General features: G+C 56.0%; 16 protein-coding genes. 11 read left to right on the top strand and 5 right to left on the bottom strand.

What is annotated here, in order from left to right; all coding sequences use genetic code 11:
• Window positions 1–29: 29 nt before the first annotated feature.
• The 3 genes from QZ170_RS02230 to QZ170_RS02220 are packed head-to-tail and all read right to left on the bottom strand — an operon-like array spanning window position 30 to window position 2,461.
• The gene (locus tag QZ170_RS02230) at window positions 30–725 is read right to left on the bottom strand and encodes a DUF4476 domain-containing protein (protein WP_297176442.1); all 696 of its coding nucleotides are present in this window, start codon (window positions 723–725) and stop codon (window positions 30–32) included.
• A 19-nt stretch (window positions 726–744) separates the two neighbouring features.
• A complete protein-coding gene (locus tag QZ170_RS02225; RefSeq protein WP_297176440.1) occupies window positions 745–1,755 on the bottom strand; it encodes a DUF4476 domain-containing protein in 1,011 nt (336 codons plus the stop codon).
• Window positions 1,756–1,780: 25 nt separating this feature from the next.
• A complete protein-coding gene (locus tag QZ170_RS02220) occupies window positions 1,781–2,461 on the bottom strand; it encodes a DUF4476 domain-containing protein (protein WP_297176438.1) in 681 nt (226 codons plus the stop codon).
• A gap of 640 nt (window positions 2,462–3,101) precedes the next feature.
• Here QZ170_RS02220 and dapB point away from each other — a divergent pair.
• From dapB to QZ170_RS02175, 9 genes are all read left to right on the top strand, one after another.
• The gene (gene dapB / locus QZ170_RS02215; protein ID WP_297176436.1) at window positions 3,102–3,830 is read left to right on the top strand and encodes a 4-hydroxy-tetrahydrodipicolinate reductase; all 729 of its coding nucleotides are present in this window, start codon (window positions 3,102–3,104) and stop codon (window positions 3,828–3,830) included.
• A gap of 17 nt (window positions 3,831–3,847) precedes the next feature.
• Window positions 3,848–5,293, top strand: coding sequence for a signal peptidase I (lepB, locus tag QZ170_RS02210; RefSeq protein ID WP_297176434.1), 1,446 nt, complete (start codon window positions 3,848–3,850; stop codon window positions 5,291–5,293).
• Entirely contained in the window at window positions 5,283–5,942 is a 660-nt protein-coding gene (gene lepB / locus QZ170_RS02205) for a signal peptidase I (protein ID WP_297176432.1), read from the top strand. The genes lepB (QZ170_RS02210) and lepB (QZ170_RS02205) overlap by 11 nt, the downstream gene beginning before the upstream one ends.
• 10 nt (window positions 5,943–5,952) lie before the next feature.
• A complete protein-coding gene (locus tag QZ170_RS02200; RefSeq protein ID WP_297176430.1) occupies window positions 5,953–6,609 on the top strand; it encodes a WbqC family protein in 657 nt (218 codons plus the stop codon).
• A gap of 12 nt (window positions 6,610–6,621) precedes the next feature.
• Window positions 6,622–8,706, top strand: coding sequence for a S9 family peptidase (locus QZ170_RS02195; RefSeq protein ID WP_297176428.1), 2,085 nt, complete (start codon window positions 6,622–6,624; stop codon window positions 8,704–8,706).
• Between the two features lie 193 nt (window positions 8,707–8,899).
• The gene (locus tag QZ170_RS02190; RefSeq protein ID WP_297176426.1) at window positions 8,900–10,504 is read left to right on the top strand and encodes a DUF4836 family protein; all 1,605 of its coding nucleotides are present in this window, start codon (window positions 8,900–8,902) and stop codon (window positions 10,502–10,504) included.
• Window positions 10,505–10,843: 339 nt separating this feature from the next.
• On the top strand, window positions 10,844–12,172 hold the full coding sequence (locus QZ170_RS02185; protein WP_297176424.1) for an alpha-L-fucosidase: 1,329 nt from the start codon (window positions 10,844–10,846) through the stop codon (window positions 12,170–12,172).
• Window positions 12,173–12,180: 8 nt separating this feature from the next.
• Window positions 12,181–12,933 carry a copper homeostasis protein CutC gene (locus QZ170_RS02180; RefSeq protein ID WP_297176422.1) on the top strand — a complete coding sequence of 251 codons (753 nt, stop codon included), beginning with the start codon at window positions 12,181–12,183 and terminating at the stop codon, window positions 12,931–12,933.
• Window positions 12,934–12,961: 28 nt separating this feature from the next.
• Window positions 12,962–15,670, top strand: coding sequence for a transglutaminase-like domain-containing protein (locus QZ170_RS02175; protein WP_297176420.1), 2,709 nt, complete (start codon window positions 12,962–12,964; stop codon window positions 15,668–15,670).
• 136 nt (window positions 15,671–15,806) lie between these two features.
• Here QZ170_RS02175 and truA read toward each other — a convergent pair whose 3' ends face one another.
• Window positions 15,807–16,565, bottom strand: coding sequence for a tRNA pseudouridine(38-40) synthase TruA (truA, locus tag QZ170_RS02170; RefSeq protein WP_297176418.1), 759 nt, complete (start codon window positions 16,563–16,565; stop codon window positions 15,807–15,809).
• Between the two features lie 21 nt (window positions 16,566–16,586).
• The gene (topA, locus tag QZ170_RS02165) at window positions 16,587–18,941 is read right to left on the bottom strand and encodes a type I DNA topoisomerase (protein ID WP_297176416.1); all 2,355 of its coding nucleotides are present in this window, start codon (window positions 18,939–18,941) and stop codon (window positions 16,587–16,589) included.
• 782 nt (window positions 18,942–19,723) lie between these two features.
• Here topA and QZ170_RS02160 point away from each other — a divergent pair.
• Complete coding sequence (locus QZ170_RS02160; protein ID WP_297176414.1) at window positions 19,724–20,299, top strand: TetR/AcrR family transcriptional regulator; 576 nt, start codon at window positions 19,724–19,726, stop codon at window positions 20,297–20,299.
• 33 nt (window positions 20,300–20,332) lie between these two features.
• Window positions 20,333–21,079, top strand: a complete 747-nt coding sequence (fabG, locus tag QZ170_RS02155; protein ID WP_297176412.1) for a 3-oxoacyl-[acyl-carrier-protein] reductase — start codon at window positions 20,333–20,335, stop codon at window positions 21,077–21,079.
• The last annotated feature ends 35 nt before the right edge of the window (window positions 21,080–21,114 follow it).

The raw sequence follows: 21,114 nt of genomic DNA, 5'->3' as shown, positions 1-21,114 counted from the left end.
TCTACTGTATCGTAGGTATAGTGCCGTCGCTACCTCTGAGGAGACATCCTAGAGCCTTGCTCTAGGATCCGGCTCGCTTCATCACGATCAGGCCCCTCGTCAAAGAACTCAAGTAGGCGACCAATACTATAGCCACTCCTTAGTCTCGGAGCAATAATCCGTAGGGCATTGAGCTGTTCGTCCTCGAAGTCGAAGATACCCAATATCTGTATCGCTTGCTTCACAGAGTAGGTACAGCGCTGCGAAGTCTGCCTCAGTAGAGTAAGTTGCTCCTCGGGGAAGGGCATACCAGACATCTGACGAAGGAAGTCATTGAAGGCTCGCTCCTCCTCGTTGTATCTCCGCTCCCGCACTGATTGCTGGGGAATAGGAACTGGAATTGGAGTGGGGCTCTGCTGGACTGCAGGGGGCTGGGGCGAGCGTTTATCGAGATAATATCTAGGTCCCTCTCCTTCGATGAAGCGGTAGCGCACTAGGGTATCCTTTAGGAAAGTAGCTTCGGCGGTTAGGGAGCTACTGATGCCACTGAAGTAGTATGACCAGATCTCTCGGTTGCCTGCTACATCCTTGCCACTCGGCTCTCCGAGGAGGGCACACACCTGTCTCTGAGTCATCCCTTTGGTCACCTTACGAGCAGCGACCTGCTTAGGGCCAATAGTAGAGCAGGAGGAGAGAGCAAGCACCCCCGCCACGAGGACAATAAACATCAAAGCATATCTCTTCATAGGATCTATCCTGTGGGGTTTATTCTGCGAGACCTAGGATACGGCGAGCCTGTTCCTTGGCCGAGATAAAGTCAAAGGAGTCGACTAGGCGGTAGGCATTGTAGCCATCCCGTATCTGTGGAGCGAGGATCTCCAGTACCTGTAGTTTTTCCTTGTCCCAGGTGAAGAGTTTCAGCAGGTGCCCAACCTGTGCGACCGTGTACGAGCGGTGCCGGGAGGCGTCCTGGATATAGCGGATCTTGTCCTTATCCCAAGTCTGTCGCTCTACAGCACTCACGAGCTCCTCGAAGCTCTCCCTTGGCTCTACCTGTCCACCATAGCGTGGGTCATACTCCCTAGGTAGGGGAGGCACACGCTCTAGGATCTGGCGAGCCCGATCCTGGGCTGGTCCATAGGAGAAGAGCTCCAGCAGGCGGAAGGCATTGTAGCCATTCCTCAGTCGTGGAGCAAGTGCCTCTAGTAGGGCGAGACGCTGTTCGTCCCAGTGGAAGAGGGTAATAAGCCGTCCAGCCTGATCGACCGTGAAGAGGCTGCGCCGAGCCACACTCTGGATGAAGCCTATACGCTCCTCTTCGAAGGGGATACGACGTACCTCACCGTAGAAGTCCTCGAAGGCTCGAGCCTCCTCCTCCAGCACCCTAGGGTCGGGATAGCCTCCTGGTACTGGGGTTGGGACGGGGCTAGGAATGGGTACTACGGGACCCGAGCTCACATGACGATCTTGCTCCACTACACTCTGACGGCTGTCATACTTGGAGACACGATCCTGAGCGAAGGTCACCGTCACATCTAACTGCCTAGATAGGATGTCTGTGTAGACGTACTCCCAGGTCTCGGTGCCATCATCCTGGACACTCTTGTTCTTAGGTGCACCCAGCAGAGCTGTGATCTGCCCCTTGGTCATTCCTCGTTCGATCTGATTGACCTTACTGCGTGCCTTCCCGACTCCTCCACAGGAGGAGGCTATGAGGACGAGGGCGAGGCACACGACCGCCCATGTGTATTTATTCATCTGACGTACTTTATTCATCGGAAGTATTGTATTTAAGTGTACTCTAGCGGGTGAGTCCGAGGATGCGCCGAGCCTTCTCCTGGTTACTAGAGAAGGTGAATAGGTCTACGAGCTTGTAGGCATTGTAGCTATCCCTCAGCCGTGGAGCGAGGGACTCCAGCACCTCTAGCTTCTCATTGTCCCAGGTGAAGAGACGTAGGATACGAGCCGTCTGATTCACGGTGAAGACGTTGCGCCGGGCGGCATCTCGGATGAAGCGGATCTTGTCCTTGGTGAAGCTCTTGTCAAGGATAGCCCTCAGGAACTCCTCGAAGGCTTCGCTGTCCTGGCGCTCGTCGTAGCGAGGATCCTGCGGGTAGCTCGGATAGCGGGGATTAGATGGGTAGGTAGGGTTAGATGGATAGCGGGGGTAGTCGCCCTGTGAGCGACGGCGCTCCCATTCGTCGGAGCTGTAGGAGTCCATGCGGACGACCCGATCCTCATAGAAGGTCACGACGACCACCGAGGTCTCTCCGAGGATATTGGTACGACGGTACTCCCAGTCCTCAGCCCCATCGGAGGCGAGGCGACGGTAGGAGGGAGATCCTAGGATATTCGATACCTCGCGCTTGGTCATACCACGCTCGATGCGGTTGGTCTCACCACGATTGGAGAGCATAGACAGATCGCAGGAGGTCAGACAGAGTCCAAGGGCAAGGGTGCAGATGCTGAGGAAGATCTTCATATCTATAGCCTAATTAAGAGGTTCATCGGCAGGACAGCGACGATGTACTACGTGGACTTGTCCCACCTACTTGCCGTAAAATTACACTTTTTTCCCCGCTCACATACTATCCTCCTGCGCCACTCCTCATCTTTACATTCCACTCCACAGTACGACTCATGGTCTAGGGATCGGGGCGAGCTGAATGCCACCTCGGGCTATACGGGCTCCTGCCCTCCCCTAGCTGTACCCTGTGACTCGTATGGTGATGCCTACTACGAAGGCGAAATATCCCCTCCCCTAGGACATACCGAGAGGACATATGTGTACACGTGTGTATACAGTTGTGTACACGCGTGTACAGAATAGTGTACCTGCGTGTACACTCTTCCCCCCTCGTTACTAGGGCTAAAGTGGGGTAATCAGGGGGTATCCCCCCCACTAGGGAGGAGGGTACCCGAGCATCGGGGAGTGGGCTAGGTATAGGCCGCGGAGAGGAGGGTGAGGGGGAAGAGGTGAGGGCCGTCACTAGGTACTCTGTCACGGAGGCGGGGGTGTGGGAGTAGGCTGTTTTCGCTATCTTTGCGAGTGATACAAGAGCTAAGCGTGAGGGGCTCGCACCCAGAATGGCTCCATGTAGCCCCCACACCCAAGGAATAAGATGAAGAGACTAAAGATCGTACTCATCGGCTACGGCAAGATGGGACATGCCCTAGAGCAGATAGCCCAGCAGCGTGGGCACGAGGTCGTACTGACTATTGATCGTGGGGACGAGGATCGCTTCGACGACCTGCGCTTCCTCACGGCGGACGTAGCCATCGAGTTCACCTCCCCACAGACGGCCTATGCCAACTGTCTACGAGCCCTAGAGCGAGGGCTCCCCACCGTATCGGGCACGACAGGCTGGAGCGAGGAGCTCCCCAAGCTACGTAAGCTGTGCAAGGAGACAGGGAAGACCTTCTTCTGGGCCTCCAACTTCAGTATCGGGGTACACCTCTTCCTCCAGATCAATCGTAGAGTAGCAGAGCTCATGAAGGCAGCCCCCAGCTACCAGCTGAGTCTGGAGGAGACCCACCATATACACAAGCTCGATGCCCCGAGTGGGACAGCGATCACCCTAGCTGAGGCCATCCTAGACGAGCGTCACGAGCTCAAGCGGTGGGAGCTCACCGAGGAACCCAGTGCACATGTCCTACCCATCACAGCTCATCGTGAGGGCGAGGTCGCAGGTATCCACACTGTACACTACACCTCCGAGGTGGATCGGATCAGCCTGACCCATGAGGCCTTCGGACGTCAGGGCTTCGCTCTCGGCGCAGTCTTGGCTGCGGAGTATGCTACCCAGCACTCTGGCTGGCTCACTATGGAGGATCTCCTAGGCACACACTAATCTCAAGGACCCAAGGAATGAAAAGATACCCAATCGAAGGACAGAGCGCCCGCCGACAGCTATGGACTCGCATCAAGGGCGGGATCATCATCACCCTCTTCATCATCTTTGCCCTCTGGGCTGGGCTGTGGTGGCTCCTCCTACTACCGCTGCTCATTGACTTCTACTTCACGAGACTCATCAACTGGCGTTACCTACGCCAGCACCCCAATCCACTGGTACGTACCCTAGGGACCCTGCTGGAGGATGTGGTCTTCGTCGTAGTGATGGTGAGCCTCATCTTCACCTATTTCTTCCAGAACTTTGCTATCCCCTCCTCCTCACTAGAGAAGACACTCCTCATCGGGGACTACCTCTTCGTCAATAAGCTCAGCTACGGGCCTCGTGTCCCGATGACACCGATCGCCCTACCGCTGGCACACAATACGGCCTTCGGGCACAAGTCCTATCTGGACAAGCCCTCACTACCCTACCGCAGACTCCGTGGGCTAGGTCGGGTGGAGCGCAACGACCTCGTAGTCTTCAACTTCCCAGCGGGGGACACCGTAGCCCTCAACATGCCCAACCCTGACTACTACACCCTCTGCTCCGCCTACGGGCGTGATGCTGTATGGGCAGACAGGGCTCAGTTCGGGGAGATCATCTACCGACCTGTAGACCGTCGTGACCACTACGTCAAGCGGTGTATCGGGCTGCCTGGGGAATTCATCTCGATCAAGGACAACCAAGTCTATATCGATGGAAAGGCAATCGAGAACCCGAGGAATATGCAGCTGAACTACTTCGTCCAGACCGATGGCACTCCGCTCCCTCAGAGCCTACTGGACGAGCTCGAGATCAACGACCGTGATGTACAGCTCCTCTACTCCTACCAGAGTGGGGATCAGACGGATCTCTCGGGCTTCATCCGCCAGATGCACCTCTCGATGGCTCCGATCGAGGGTCGGGGCTATGGGCTCATCTACCACCTACCCCTAACCGAGGAGATGAAGGGACGACTACAGAGTGAGCCCTACATCCGAGCCATGGATGTAGAGATCACCCCCCGGGAGAGCACGGGAGAGGTCTACCCCCTCGGACTCAAGACGGGCTGGACACGTGATAACTATGGCCCTCTCTTCATCCCCCGTCGAGGGATGAAAATCTACCTCACCCCTACGACCGTGGCAGCCTATAGCCGCTGTATCCGGAACTATGAGGGTCATAGCCTAGAGCAGAGGCCAGATGGTACCTATCTCGTGGATGGGAAGCCACAGACGACCTACACCTTCGGAATGGACTACTACTTCATGCTCGGGGATAATAGGCATATGTCGGCCGATAGCCGTTATTGGGGCTTCGTACCCGAGGACCATATCGTCGGTAAGCCAGCCTTCCTCTGGCTATCGATCAACAACGAACGCCCACTGCTGAGCGGAGGTATCCGCTGGGGCAGGATGATGAGACTGATCCATGGCAAGTAAGGATAACAAGATCCGTAACTGGCTCCTATACGGAGCTCTACCACTGGGGATCGTCACCCTCGTGGTCGTGCTTCGCCTCTTCGTCCTGATCCCCTTTAGGGCGAATACACACACGATGGAGCCTAAGATACGACAGGGAGCATGGGCTCTAGCCTTGAGGGGAAAGACGCCCCATAGAGGGGACGTCGTCCTACTACAAGTGCAGGAGGTCACTGGAGATAGACGACACCATCAGCTGGTACTAGGTCGGGTCATCGGTCTACCCGGCGACTCCGTCGAGCTCCTCGAGGGCAAGCCCTACATCAATGCACGGCCACTGAAGGACTATCGAGCACAGCGCACCCAGGAGAGCTATGCTCTGCGTGTGCCTCGGCGGGGTGGGACGTACACCCTCTCTCCCCGTAGCCTCGTGGTCTATCGCACCGCCCTAGTGCGGGAGGAGCGTCTAGGGCTAGCTCGTGACCGCCGAGAGCGACTGGGAACAGATACCAGCACCTGGATCGAGAAGCTACGACGGGATCCTCGTCGCACCTTCTACCGAGACTACTACTGGGTACTCATTGATCAGCCAAGCCAGGCTCCCGACTCACGTCATCTAGGGATCATCCCAAGCGAAGCTATCGAGGGTGTCGTCCTCTTCGCCCTCTAAGCCCTAGTACGTGCAGTCCCCTTTCTCACTCCTCCTCTCTACGGCCTACGCTCCACCCGTGAGCTACTTCACCAAGCTCTATCATGTAGGTGAAGGACTCGTGGGGATCGAGGCTGAGGAGAACTATATCAAGCAGACCTACCGCAACCGCTGTCATATCCTCGGGCCCAACGGGCTACAGGCGCTGACGATCCCCGTAGAGCAGTCCCCGAGTCTCAAGACTCCTATCCGTGAGGTGCGTCTCTCGGAGCATGGCTCGTGGCGGCACCTCCATCTACAGGCATTGTGCACGGCATACGGTGCTAGTCCCTTCTACGAGTATTACATAGATGATCTACTGCCAATCTATGAGCGGAGATATAGGTATCTATGGGACTTCAACGAAGCCCTCTTCACACAGCTCCTACGGCTCCTACACCTAGAGGTGTCCTGGCAGGAGACGGAGACCTTCACACCTCTGGGCTCACATCCTGAAGACTGGCGCTATGGCTTACGACCCAAGCATCCCGCACCAGATCCTTCCTTCGTGCCTCGTCCCTATCATCAGGTGTACCGAGACCGCTTCGGCTTCGTCCCCGATCTCAGCATCCTCGACTTACTCTTTGATATGGGCCCGGAGGCTCTACTCATCCTTAGGGACAGCTACGTCTGTCCCACAATCCCCTAAACGAAAGTAAGCGTGTACAAGCAATCCCACTTCCCTACTCCCCCTCAGGCAGAGGCTAGACCCGAGCTACTACGTCACCTAGACACAGAGCGCACCGACCCCTACTACTACATGCGAGATAAGTCCCTCCCCGAGGTACTCTCTTATCTACAGGCAGAGAATGCCTACACCGAGGAGGTCATGCAGGGAACCAAGGAGCTGCAGGAGACGATCTATCAGGAGATCCTCGGGCGTATCAAGGAGGATGACCAGAGCTATCCTACCCTACGCCGAGACTACTATTACTACACTTGCACGGAGAAGGGGAAGCAGTACCCGACGCACTACCGCTACGAGGCTAAGGCCTTCGAGGCCGAATGGGGGGAGCATCCAGAGGCTGTCACGGGCGGAGAGCTCCTCTTCGATGTCAATGCCTTGGCCGAAGGCAAGCCAGCCTTCATCTTTGCAGGCTATGCCATTAGCCCAGACAACCGCCTAGCCGCTTACTTCTCCAACGAGACTGGCTCCTACGCAGAGTTTGAGCTACGCATCCGTGACCTCGTACGGGGCGAAGACCTCGACTTCTGCCTACAGGGAGTCTCTTCTCTTGCGTGGGCAGAGGACAGTGAGACCATCTACTACAGCCTCATAGACGACACCCTGAGGTCCTCTCGCATCTATGTCCAGCACCTATCGGAGCCCGGGGCTGAGCTCCTGTATGAGGAGCTAGACGGACGCTTCTCCTGCAGTGTCAGCGAGACGAAGACACGTGAGTTCATCTTCATCTCTACCTCCAGCAGCACCACCAGCGAGGAGTACTATCTCTGGAGCTCGGGCGAGGATAGAGAGCCCAAGCTCTTCCTACCAAGAGAGGCTGATGTACGCTACTCGATCCTCTCGCACAGAGACCGCTTCTACATCTACTACAAGGATAAGGAGCACCTAAACGGCATGGTCTATACCGCCCCACAGGCCCAGGTCTCTGACCGTCTAAGCTGGACGCTCCTCGTCCCCCACCGAGAGGATGTACGGCTCGATAGCATCGGTGTCTACCAGGACTATATCGCACTAGAAGAGCGACGAGAAGGACTGACCGAGATACGTATCCTCACCAGCCAAGGTCAGGAGCAGGGCAAGATTCACTTCCCCGAACCTGTCTACACGATCAGTCTACGTGGCAATAGCCAGTATGAGGCCACGACGATACGCTATGTCTATTCCTCACTCAATCGCCCCTCCTCCCTCTACGAGTACGACCTCACGACAGGCGAGAGTCGCCTACTGAAGGAGCAAGAGGTCGGCGGAGGCTTCTCCCCCGAGCGCTACATCGTGGAGCGCAGATGGGCTACAGCACCCGATGGAGTACGTGTCCCGATGGCTCTACTCTATCGTCGAGACCTCGTACGGGATGGCTCTGCCCCCGCTCTCCTCTATGGCTATGGGAGCTATGGGATAGCGATGGATGCCCACTTCGGGGTATCTATATTCAGCTTGGTCGATAGGGGCTTTGTCTATGCTCTCGCACAGGTACGTGGGGGGAGTGACCTAGGTGAAGCTTGGTACGAGGAGGGTAAGTTCCTACGGAAGCGCAATACCTTCACCGACTTCATCGCCTGCGCCGAGCACCTCATCCAGGAGGGATATACCTCACCCGAGCGACTTACGGCTATGGGAGGGAGTGCCGGAGGGCTACTCATGGGTGCGGTGGTGAATATGCGCCCTGAGCTCTTCCACGCAGTCATCGCACAAGTCCCCTTCGTAGATGTCGTGACGACGATGCTTGATGAGACCCTTCCCCTCACCACGGGCGAATATGAGGAGTGGGGAAATCCCAATGATCCTGAGTATCTGCAGTACATGCTCAGCTATTCTCCCTATGACAATCTCCACTCAGGGCTCTACCCGCACCTCCTCGTCACCGGTGGGCTCAACGACTCGCAGGTACTCTTCCACGAGCCCACGAAGTATGTCGCCAAGCTACGTACCCTCAAGACCGATGACCACCTCCTACTTCTACACATGGATATGACCTCTGGGCATGGAGGAGCGACAGGACGCTACGATGGGATACGAGATACAGCCCTTGAGTACGCCTTCCTACTGATGACCCTAGAGTAAAGCACTCTAAAGCCTCTTCTACCAGAGCAAGGAGAGAGCTCCCTCCCACATAGCCCCATCAGACTGCCTTCATAGGTCTGATGGGGCTAGTTTGTAGTAATAGCATCATCTGAAAAATCAGTACCTTTACCCCACAAACAACGTAGGGAGGTATCCCCTCCCCACCCATTATTCATCCTAATCACTCCATAGCATGTACACCAAGCTTCGCTACTATCTAGGTCTACTTGCTCTAGCTGTCCTCACCCTCACTAGCTGTAGTAAGAGTCGGGTCTACGAGCAAGTCATCCCCGCGGAGGCCGACTTCGTCCTCTCGGTATCTATAGACCAGCTCGTCAAGAAGTCGGAGATCCTATCCAAGGAAAACAAAGAGCTCCGCGATCAGCTGTTCCCCAACTCTAGTGCTCCCGTAGCTAAGATCCTAAGACCTCTCCTCGAGGATCCCTCAAAGGTAGGCATTGACTTCAAGAGCCCCGTCTATCTCTTCACCACACCTGACCTCCAGGGAGCCTTCCTAGCTCGTGTATCTGACGAGGGAAAGCTCAAGAAGTTCCTCTCCGACCTAACCCAAATCAAGAATCCTCAGGCTACCATAGAGCAGAAGGATGGTATCTCGATCCTAAACGGTACGGACAATAATGCCATCGCCTTCACCAAGGATGCACTCCTCGTCCTCATCCCGACCACTGAGACCAAGAAGGATATGCGTGTGGAAGCTATCCAGCTACTCAAGCTCAAGGAGGGTAAGCGTTACTACGAGACTTCATCCTTCAAGGAACTCAAGTCCAAGGCATCTGACCTATCTCTTATCCTTGACTACAAGAAGCTCTTCTCGCTCTACTCATACTATGCAGGCCAACTCAATCCCAACCAGTTCGCTGCCCAAGGGGTAGATATGAGCAAGATGCAGATAGCCCTACATATCAACTTCGAGAGCGGAGTGACTACCACCGATATCAAGTACATATCCGAGGACAAGGAGACCCTGGAGAAGTTCACCGAGCTCAGCAAGAAGGTCTCCCCCAAGAGGTGTGAGAACAAGTATGGGAAGCTCCTCGCCAAGGACAACCTCTTCTTCATGAATGGCTATATCAGTGGGCCCGAGATCCTCAATTCCTACAAGGACAACCCCGCATTGTCTGAGGCCTTTGAGTCCCTAAGCGGGATGGGTATTGAGCCCTCGTCGATCTTCAGCGCAGTCGATGGAGAGTTCGCCCTATCCATCTCTTCGTTTAACCCTCTTAGGAGTGGTGGTCTCCCGATCACCTTCTATGCCGAAAGCAAGAGCCCTCAGGGTGTCGATGCTATCGCCCAAGCAATCGAGGAAAAGAGTAAACAGTCCAGAGACTCGACGATCGAGGTATGGAGCTATGACGAGCCATATATCGTACAGACTGAGGATGAGCACCAGTACGTCGCACGTAAGGAAGGGGAGGCACCTCTATACTTCGGCTATAAGGACGGCTCTACCTACTTCGCTCTCGGCGAGGGTGCCAAGGCTACGCTCTTCAAGGAACAGAAGCCCAACATCAGCGAAGCCACCTACTCCTCCATCCTCAAGGGACACTCCGCATCGATGGCGCTCGACCTCAACTACCTCTTCACAGGTACTCCTATCGGAGCCTTTGTCTCGGGATTTGCCCCCAAGGAAGTGTCAGATCGCCTCAAGGCCTTCTCCTATCTCTCTGCAACCAACGATGGTGTAACCGGGCACATGGAGCTCAAGCTCAGCACGAAGGAGAACCTACTGAAGCTCCTAACCGATCTGGCTCGTATCATGGCCGTAGAGGGTAAATAACCTCGCCCGACCTAAGAGACACCCCCGCGAACCACCTCTCCATAGGGCTCGCTCGTCCCTTAGTGTAGAGAATATTCCAAGCCCCTCGGCAGCCTCTTCGCCCCAAGGCGATAGGTGCCGAGGGGCTTCTCCATGCCTAGGGTGGCCCCCTCTCCATACTACTTATTCACTCTCAGAGGAGGCGGGGCCGAGTCCACTACATCTGTACATACCCCTCATAGGGGGCGGGGCATACATCTGTCATTTTGCTCAATAGAGAGGTCATTTATCTAGGGAAATTCGTTATCTTTGGTATACAAATTACATAGCATACAACTAATTTCTTTTTCTTGATTTGATATGAATAGCGTACGTACTACGATCTATGCCGCAGGGATAGCTCTTGGCCTCCTTGCCACCTCCCCCCTCGCCTTAGCTCAGCAGGACTACAAGCCTACGAAGGAGAACCTCCAGGCACGTGAGGCCTTCCGTGACAAGGGCTTTGGGATCTTCCTCCACTGGGGACTCTACAGCACCTTCGCTCAGGGCGAGTGGTATATGACCAATGCCAATATCGACCATGCCGAGTATGCCAAGGCTGCCGCAGGCTTCTATCCCTCTCGCTTCGATGCCGCAGCTTGGGTAAGCGCCATCAAGGCCTCGGGAGCAGGCTACCTGACCATTACCTCACGCCACCACGATAGCTTCTCTATGTGGGACACCAAGCAGAGTGACTACAACATCGTCAAGGCTAGCCCCTTCCGTCGAGACATCCTCGCAGAGCTGAGGGATGAGTGTCGCAAGCAGGGCTTGGGCTTTCATATCTATTACTCCATCCTTGACTGGCACCGTGAGGACTACTACCCTATCGGACGTACGGGACGAGGTACAGGGCGCAAGAGCCACGGTAGCTGGGACACTTACGATGCCTTCATGAACGCACAGCTCGCCGAGCTCGTACGAGACTACGGAGCAGAGGCTATCTGGCTAGATGGAGAGTGGGATCAGGACGAGAACCCAGGCTTCGACTGGCGATATGACAAGATGTACGCCAATATCCATAAGATCAACCCAGCCTGCCTCATCGGGAACAACCACCATAGCGCACCACATCAAGGCGAGGACTTCCAGATGTTTGAGCGAGACGTCCCCGGAGCTAACACCGCAGGGCTATCAGGTCAAGACATCAGTAAGCTCCCCCTAGAGACTTGTCAGACGATGAATGGTATGTGGGGCTACAAGATCATCGACCAGAACTACAAGTCCGACACCACCCTCATCCGCCTACTCGTACAGACGGCAGGACGCAATGCTAACCTCCTCCTAAATATCGGCCCAGAACCCTCGGGTGCTCTCCCTGCCCTCGCACTAGACCGCCTAGCCAAGATCGGCTCCTGGATGAAGGTTTATGGCAAGACCGTCAAGGATGGTGTACGTGAGGGACTCCTTCCCCCTCTGGAATGGGGTGTGACCACCCAGCGAGGCAAGACACTCTACCTACACATCCTTGACTGGAAGAGCCGCATGCTCTCCCTACCTCTGACGGATCGAGTACAGCGTGTCGTCTCCTTCGACACCCAGCGTCCCATCCCCTACACCCAGACCAAGGCGGGGCTGACCCTGACCTTCGACAAGGCTCCACACGAGCTCAATGCCATCGACTATATCGTCGAGGTTACACTCAAGTAAGGGAGCACATGGACTATCGTATAGAGAACTGTGCTTCCTCGGCCACCAGTGCCCTCAGGGCACAGCAGGGAGGTGCCTACCGAGTAGAGCTCTGTGCAGCCCTACCCGAGGGAGGCACGACCCCGAGCTATGGCGAGATCTGTACCGCCCGTCGCCTCCTAGACATCAAGCTCAACGTCATCATTCGCCCCCGTGGAGGAGACTTCCTCTACACCCCGATCGAGCAGGAGATCATGCTCCACGACATCGAGCAGGCTAAGCGCATCGGCGTAGATGGAGTGGTCATCGGCTGCCTTACCCCTGAGGGGGAGGTCGATAGACCGCTCATGGCTCGACTCATCGAGGCCGCTGGTGGGATGAGCGTGACCTTCCATAGAGCGATCGATATGTGTCGGGATAGGGAGGCTGCACTAGAGACGATCATAGAGCTGGGATGCTCGCATGTACTGACCTCAGGCGGACACAATACTGCCCTAGAGGGAGCCGATGAGCTCGCTCGTATGGTCCGGCAGGCTGCAGGCCGTATCATCATCATGCCAGGTAGTGGTGTGAACCCAACCAACATAGCTCAGCTAGCTGAGCGTACGGGAGCTAGTGAGTTCCACTTCTCTGCTCGTCGCCCTACCCCTAGTGGTATGCACTACCGACACGCAGGGGTCTCCATGGGCGGGACGGTCACCATAGACGAGTACAGCCTCCTAGAGACCGACCCCGAGCTGATACGCTCTGCCCTCTCTGCACTCAAGCAACTACACTCATAGCAACATAAAGTACCTTCATACAGACAATATGCGCACACGGATGATATTTACCCTCGCCCTTGCCCTCCTACCGACCTTAGGGCAGGCGAAGGTGGTAAAGAAGCCCAGTCGGCAGACCACACAGGTCCAAAGTGACCTAGCGAAGCGAAGGGCAGCCTTCAAGGAAGGCAAGGTCTTCGACATCTTCCAGAGCAAAATGACTCCAGAGGAGCGTGATGCCCTCACCTTCCTCTACGCCTACATGCCGAGCAACGACCTCATCAACCGCTCGGGGCAGTTCTTCCTCGACCACGTACGTAGCTCCCTCAGAGCTCGGCAGGAGCTACCCTGGGGTAAGAGTGTACCCCAGCGTGAGTGGCTACACTTCGTGCTCCCGCCACGAGTCAATAACGAAGCACTCGACTCTGCTCGCCTCGCCCTCTACGACGAGCTGAAGGATCGGGTGAAGGGGCTATCTCTGAAAGAGGCTGTACTGGAGGTCAACCACTGGTGTCACGAGCACGTAGTCTATACCCCAAGTGACTCCCGCACCTCCTCACCCCTAGCGACCATCCGTACTGCCTACGGGCGTTGTGGAGAGGAGTCCACGCTCCTCGTCGCAGCCCTACGTACCGTGGGCATCCCAGCCCGCCAGGTCTATACCCCACGCTGGGCACATACAGACGACAACCATGCCTGGGTAGAGGCTTGGGTAGATGGACAGTGGTACTTCCTCGGGGCATGTGAGCCCGAGCCTGTGCTGAACCTTGCTTGGTTCAACGCACCCGTCTCTCGTGCCATGCTCGTACATACTAAGGCCTTCGGACGCTATGATGGCCCCGAGGCTGTCATCAGTCGTACCCCGACCTATACGGAGATCAATGTCATAGATAACTATGCCCACACGGGCAAGATCATCGTAGAGGTCGTAGACGCTAAGGGACAAATACTGCCCCACACCTCGGTCGACTTCAAGGTGTACAACTACGGAGAATTCCATACCGTAGCTCGCCAGCAGACAGATGCCAAGGGACGTACGACCTTCATAGCCGGTAGAGGGGATATGATCCTGTACGCTAGTCGGGCTGTGGGCAATAGCTTCCGCTACGGACTGCAGCAGGTGACCTTTGGCAAAGATAGCCTTGTGCGCCTCACCCTTAACCATAGCCCCGAGGAGAAGCTGGACCTAGACTTCACCATCACCCCTCCTAGAGAAGATGCTCGCTATCCCGAGGTTACCAAGGAGCAGCGTGCCGAGAACGATCGCCGCATGGCTGAGGAGGACTCCATACGAGTGCGCTATGTATCGACCTTCCTCACGAAGCAGCTCGATGGCCTCGATGCACGAGGCAACTGGCAGACGATACGCACCTTCGTAGACACAGCTAAGGATAAGGAGCAGGCTCTGGCTCTCCTACGTGTCATCTCCGCCAAGGATCTAAGGGACGTAGAGCTAGAGGTACTGAGGGACCACCTCACGAATACCAAGCCCCTCGAAGCCTTCGCCTCCGATGCTGCGCTCGTGATGAACTACATCTACAACCCTAGAGTATCTACCGAGCCCCTGACCAGCTACAAGAGCCTGTTCCTCTCTGCCGTACCTCAGGAGCTACAGAAGGCCTTCCGCAGTAGCCCCGAGGCGCTACGTCAGTGGTGCATCCGCTCCATCACTATAGATGAGGCAAACAACCCGCTCTCCTATCCCATCGAGCCACTCGGCGTATGGCGCACGAGACGAGCTGACCGCCACTCTCTGGGCATCTTCTTCGTATCACTCGCCCGCACAATGGGCTGGCCTGCCCGCATCGATGGAGTCACGGGTAAGGTACAGTACTACGAGGGTAAGGCTTGGCACGATGTGACCTTCGAGGCTAGCGCACACAAGGCTACTGCCCAGCAGGGGACACTTCGCCTAAGCTACAAAGACAATGGTATCATCGACAATCCGAAGTACTACTATCAGTTCACCCTATCTAAGTTCGGTAAGGACGGCTCACTCGACCTACTGAGCTATGACGAAGGAGACAATGGTCTAGAGCAAGGCACTTCGTGGGCAAAGACCTTCAAGGATGGCGCCCCCATGGATGCAGGGCACTACCTCCTCGTCTCTGGCTCCAGACTCGCTAGTGGTAGCGTACTCGTCAATGTCAAGACCCTATCGATCTCTGCGGGCAAGACCACAGACGAAGCTCTCGTGATGCGTAGAGACACCACCGCTGTAGCTGTCCTCGGGAGCTTCAACTCGGAGAACCTCTACGGCTACCTCGGAGAGGCCGAGTCCCTGACTAAGACCTCCGATGTCACGGCAGCACAGCCTCAGGAACGTTCGCTCCTCTCTACCACAGGCCGTGGCTACTACATCCTAGGTATCCTAGGAGCTGGCGAAGAGCCTACAAATCATGCCCTCAAGGACATCATCGCCGAGCGTGAAGTCTTCGAGCACTGGGGGCGTAGTCTTGTGCTCCTCTTCAAGGACGAGACCAGTCGCTCACGCTACCGCAGTGAGGACTTCCAGGGTCTACCGAAGGGTACTGTCTTCGGTATCGATGCCACGGGCAAGATACTAGATGAGCTACGTACCTCGATGAAGCTACGCAGTGGCGATCTCCCTGTCTTTGTCATCGCAGATACCTTCAATCGTGTCGTCTTCGTCTCACAGGGCTACACGATCGGTCTCGGTCGTCAGCTACGCAGTGTGATCACCGCCCTCGAGCAGGAGCAGTGCACCGAGCCCACACGTACTTGTGCTCAGCCCTAAGCCGTCGTAAGGGTTCAGAGGTACACTCTCTGCCCAGCTATTAGATAGCAACCTATAAACGATCCCGCCCCCAGTATTCTCTCCGTGAGAATGCTGGGGGCGGGGTCGTTTGTGGGGTATCTGAGCTCTGGAGGGGCTAGAGGTAGAGCTCCTCTGGATAGCCCACGGCCTCTAGGTAGAGTGCGTGAGCGGGGGCAGAGGCTCCTGCTAGAGCTCGATCCTTGGCAGCGATGATCGCAGCAAAGTCCTCCACAGAGAGACGAGACTTGCCGACAGCGAAGAGTGTCCCTACGATGGCACGCACCATATTACGCAGGAAGCGGTCTGCCGTGATGGTGAAGATCCACGTCCCCTCTTCTGCTCCTCTCTGCCAATAGGCCTCTAGGACACGGCAGTTGTTCGTCTTGACATCGGTATGGAGCTTACTGAAGCTGGTAAAGTCCTCGTAGTCCATCAGCCTTTGTGCAGCCTCATTCATCCGCTCGAAGTCCATAGGGAAGTACAAGCGGAGCATACGCCCCTCCGCAAAGGGGTTCTTCCTCAGCGTCACATAGTATCGGTAGGTGCGGTAGGTAGCACTGAACCGAGCATGAGCCTCCTCACATACGGCCTGTACTCCATGTAGTGCGATGTCCTTGGGCAGGAAGCGGTCGGCACGGAAGACAAGCTCTCGCACCTCCTCCAGCCCCAAAGGCAGATCCACATGGGCGACCATTCCCCGAGCATGCACCCCTGCATCTGTCCTCCCTGCCCCTACGATAGGGATCGGTGTAGGCGAGCGAAGGATCGTGCCTAGGGCTTGCTCGATCGTCTCCTGTACAGTCACGGCACTGGGCTGTGTCTGCCAGCCACTATAGGCCGTACCATCGTAGCTAAGGGTGATGAAGTAGCGCATATCGGGAGGGCGAGGTGGAGGCTAGGCCTTGGACTTACGTCCTCGGGTCGTCGTACCCCTGCGTGCCGAACTCTTGCGAGCAGGCTTGGCGGGAGCTTCGGAGACGATCTTCATGCAGTCCTCATAGGAGAGGCTTTGGGGATCGGCATCCTTGGGGAGCTTGTAGTTCTCCCCCTTGTACTTCATGTAGGGGCCGAAGCGTCCATCACGTATCTGGAGCTCAGCGTCCTCAGCGAAGGTCTTGAGGAGACTCTTCTCCTCGCTGGCATGCTTTTCCTGAATGAGCTGGATGGCCTGCTCCTGGGTGCAGGAGAGGGGATCCATATCCTTGGGCAGGCTATAGTACTTGGCCTTGTGACGCACATAGGGGCCAAAGCGTCCGTTTGCCACGGTGAGAGGCTCACCCTCGTACTCTCCGATTACCTTGGGTAAGTCGAAGAGGGATAGAGCTTCCTCTAGTGTAATGGTCTCGAGCGACTGCCCAGACTGTAGGGAGGCGAAGCGTGGCTTCTGCTCATCCTCTGCCGTGCCTAGCTGTGCCATGGGGCCGTAGCGACCGATGCTCACCGATACCTGAAGGCCGGTACCCGGCTGCTCACCTAAGATGCGCTGTCCGACACGATGCTCACTACGCTCTGTGCTCACTCGCTCTACGGTGGGATGGAAGTCTTCGTAGAAGGAACCAATAGTCCCCGTCCAGGCATTCCCCCCTTCGGCTATGGTGTCAAACTCCGACTCTACGCTTGCCGTGAAGTTGTAGTCCACGATGCTGGGGAACTGCGCTACTAGGAAGTCATTGACGACGATCCCCACATCCGTAGGGACGAGCTTGCCCTTGTCGGCGCCATAGAGTTCCTTACGTACCTGACGCTTGATCGCACCGCCGTCACTGCTGAGGACGACGTAGTTGCGCTCCTGCCCCTCGCGGTCAGCACGCTCTACATAGCCACGGTTCTGGATGGTCTGGATCGTAGGGGCATAGGTGGAGGGGCGACCGATACCGAGCTCCTCCATCTTGCTGACCATCGAGGCCTCGGTGTAGCGTGGGGGACGCTGGGTAAATCGTTCCTCTGCGAGGAGCTTCGTGAGGGTAAGGCTTTCTCCTTCCTTCATCGCAGGGAGGAGCTTCGTTGTCTCGGGCGTCCCATCCTCTGCACCTGACTCCATATATACATCTAGGAAGCCACGGAAGGTGATCACCTCCCCTTGTGCCGTGAAGGCATACTCCGAGCCCTCGACGGGTAGGGTCACTACCGTGCGTTCTAGCTGGGCATCAGCCATCTGCGAGGCCAGGGTACGCTTGCGGATCAGATCATAGAGACGCTGCTCCTGTGGGGTTCCATCGACTTGCTCTCTATCTATGTAGGTAGGGCGAATAGCTTCGTGAGCCTCCTGTGCTCCCTTGCTCTTGGTCTGGTACTTGCGTGGCTGGTGGTACTCCTTACCTGGGTGCCGAGCGATCTGCTGAGCGATAGCCTGGAGGGCTTGGTTGGAGAGGTTCACCGAGTCGGTACGCATGTAGGTGATGTGTCCAGACTCATAGAGAGACTGCGCTAGGCGCATCGTCTGGGAGACTGAGTAGCCAAGCTTATGTGCTGCCTCCTGCTGTAGCGTAGAGGTCGTGAAGGGTGCTGCTGGGGATCGGCGTGCAGGGCGACGTGTGATAGATCCGATCGCAAAGGGTAGAGTCAGGCAGGACTGCATCAGGGCACGTGCCTCCTGCTCATCTGCGAAGCGGTGATTGAGTTCCGTACGTAGGCTCTCTCCCGAGGTGAGGGCAAAGTCCGCTTGTAGCCTAAAGGCCGACTGCGGGACGAAGGCATTGATCTCACGCTCTCGGTCTACAATCAGGCGGACGGCCACCGACTGCACACGTCCAGCGGAGAGTGAGGGGCGAATACGCTTCCATAGTACGGGCGATAGCTCGAAGCCCACGATACGGTCTAGTACACGGCGAGCCTGCTGAGCATCTACGAGGTTCATATCTATGTCTCTCGGATGCTGCAGAGCCTCTAGGAATGCCTCGGCTGTGATCTCGTGGAAGACGATACGTCGAATCTTCTCCGAGGGTAGCTCCAGAGCCTCCTTGAGGTGCCAAGCGATAGCTTCCCCCTCACGGTCTTCATCGGAGGCTAGGTAGACAAGGTCTGCCTTCTTGGCCTGTGCCTTGAGTTCCTTGACGAGCGTCTTCTTATCATCGGTGATGACATACTCGGGACGGAAGTTGTCCGCTACGTCTATGCTGAAGGAGTGCTGTCTCAGGTCACGTACGTGGCCTGCACTCGCCATCACTCGATAGTCTGTAAGCTTATGTTTCTTGAGGAAGCCTTGGATGAGCTCCGCCTTCTTGGGTGACTCTACTATTACTAAGTTCATTTATCTATGGATGCCCTGCGTTGCTTAGATGTGTGAGGGAGGTAGTGTAATGGCTTACCCTACCTGTTTGCCTGCAAAGGTAGCAAAAAGCATATATCTCTCAGAGGTAAGCCTCACGAGTTCACCTCCTTTCTCTATGAGAAAGATCTTCCGCCCTACCCTCCATTCTTACCCAACGAGTCCTAACGAGAGGGCGAAAAAGTCCCCCTATTATATTATGGAGTATGACGTACTCCCCAGGCCCATTACCTACGGGATATTATCCCCTAGGAGAGGCGTCGGTATGTGCGCTCTAATCACCTTACATAGGTGACAGGGACGAACATTATATGTTCGCCATCCTCGTCTCGGTATGTTCGCACCAGTCACCTTACATAGGTGATTGAGGCGAACATTATATGTACTATCCTTCCCTTCTCGGTATGTTCGCTTCATCCCTCTCGGAATGCCTGATATAAAGGGAGTTCATCGCTTCATAAACAGCCTGCACTGGGGGATAGGGTGAGCTGTGACTACGGGCGGAAGGAGAGGTGATGTAGAGTATGAGGAAGTAGCTGTGGGATGCATGCCACACATAGAGCGAGAGAAGGACGGACGATGAGCACATTGCACGTTTCAGGCAAATGTGCGCAGTTTTTCGTAGCTTTGTAGTATCAAGTGCACCCTAGGAGCTACCCAGCAGACTGGGGTATCATACAATATAATTATAGACAAGTAGAGTCCATCTCCATATATAGAATAGACTTAGACGCATGGCGACTATCCTGAAGACAAAAGATCTGATGATCGAAGTAGCACGGCAGCTCTTTGCTCGTTTTGGTTTTACCAATACGACGATGAACGATATTGCCGATGCCTCCAAGAAGGGTCGCCGTACGCTCTACACCTACTTCAAGAACAAGGATGAGATCTACCACGCTGTGATCGAGCGAGAGCTCCATGGCCTATGGCATGACCTTGAGCTAGTCAAGCGTCTACCGATCAGTGCCGAGGAGAAGCTCATGACGATGATGCTTACCCACCTAGACAAGATCAAGGACCTAGTACTTCGCAATGGTTCCCTACGAGCAGAGTTCTTCAAGGACATCTGGCTCGTAGAGCAGGTACGCATGGACTTCGACCGCAAGGAGATCCAGCAGATCGAGGAGCTCCTACGCGAGGGAAAGCTGACCGGACACTTCGCTGTCGAGAATACACGTCTGACGGCCTACCTCCTACAGAATATCGTCAAGGGGATGGAGGTGCCCTTCATCAGCGGAGCCTACCGCTCCCAGGGCACGGTGGAGGAGATCCGGCAGGTCGTCCGCCACTTCCTCCTACATGGACTCATGCAGCCCAGTAGGCAGGAGCACGAATAAGCTTAGCAACCCATATAAATAAAGACCAAGAATATGAACTTACTATCTGGCAAGGTAGCCATCATCACAGGCTCAGGCCGTGGGATCGGGCGAGCTATCGCACTGAAGTATGCACAGGAGGGCGCAGACGTCGTCATCACAGACCTCAAGATCGATGAGAGTGTCGAGGCCTTCGTCCGTGAGCTCGAGGCTCTCGGTGTCCGTGCCAAGGCCTATGCCTCCAATGCCGCTGACTTCGAGGCTGCTCACCAGCTCGTCGAGCAGGTCGTCAAGGACTTCGGTCGCATAGACATCCTGGTCAATAACGCTGGGATCACACGTGATGGGCTCATGATGCGTATGACCGAAGACCAGTGGGATCTCGTGATCAATGTCAATCTGAAGTCCGCCTTCAACCTCATCCATGCCGTTACCCCCGTGATGCTCAAGCAGCGCAGTGGGAGCATCATCAACATGGCCTCCGTCGTCGGTGTATCGGGCAACGCAGGACAGACGAACTACTCCGCCTCCAAGGCAGGGATGATCGGTCTAGCGAAGAGTATCGCCAAGGAGCTCGGCTCTCGTGGTGTACGTGCCAACGCGATCGCCCCAGGCTTCATCATTACCGATATGACCCACGCCCTCAGCGAGGAGGTACGTAAGCAGTGGGAGGCTCAGATCCCCCTTCGTCGTGGCGGTACGCCCGAGGACGTAGCCAACGTCGCTACCTTCCTCGCTAGTGACCTCTCTTCCTACGTCACGGGGCAGACGATCCACGTCTGCGGAGGGATGAATATGTAGCCATCCACCGAGCCCCCACAGGGTAGTCCCCACCC

The sequence above is a fragment of the uncultured Porphyromonas sp. genome, from assembly GCF_905372525.1.
Classification (GTDB): Bacteria; Bacteroidota; Bacteroidia; order Bacteroidales; family Porphyromonadaceae; genus Porphyromonas.
Note: the sequence above shows the minus strand (reverse complement) of the source record. Positions and strands in the feature narration are given on the sequence as shown.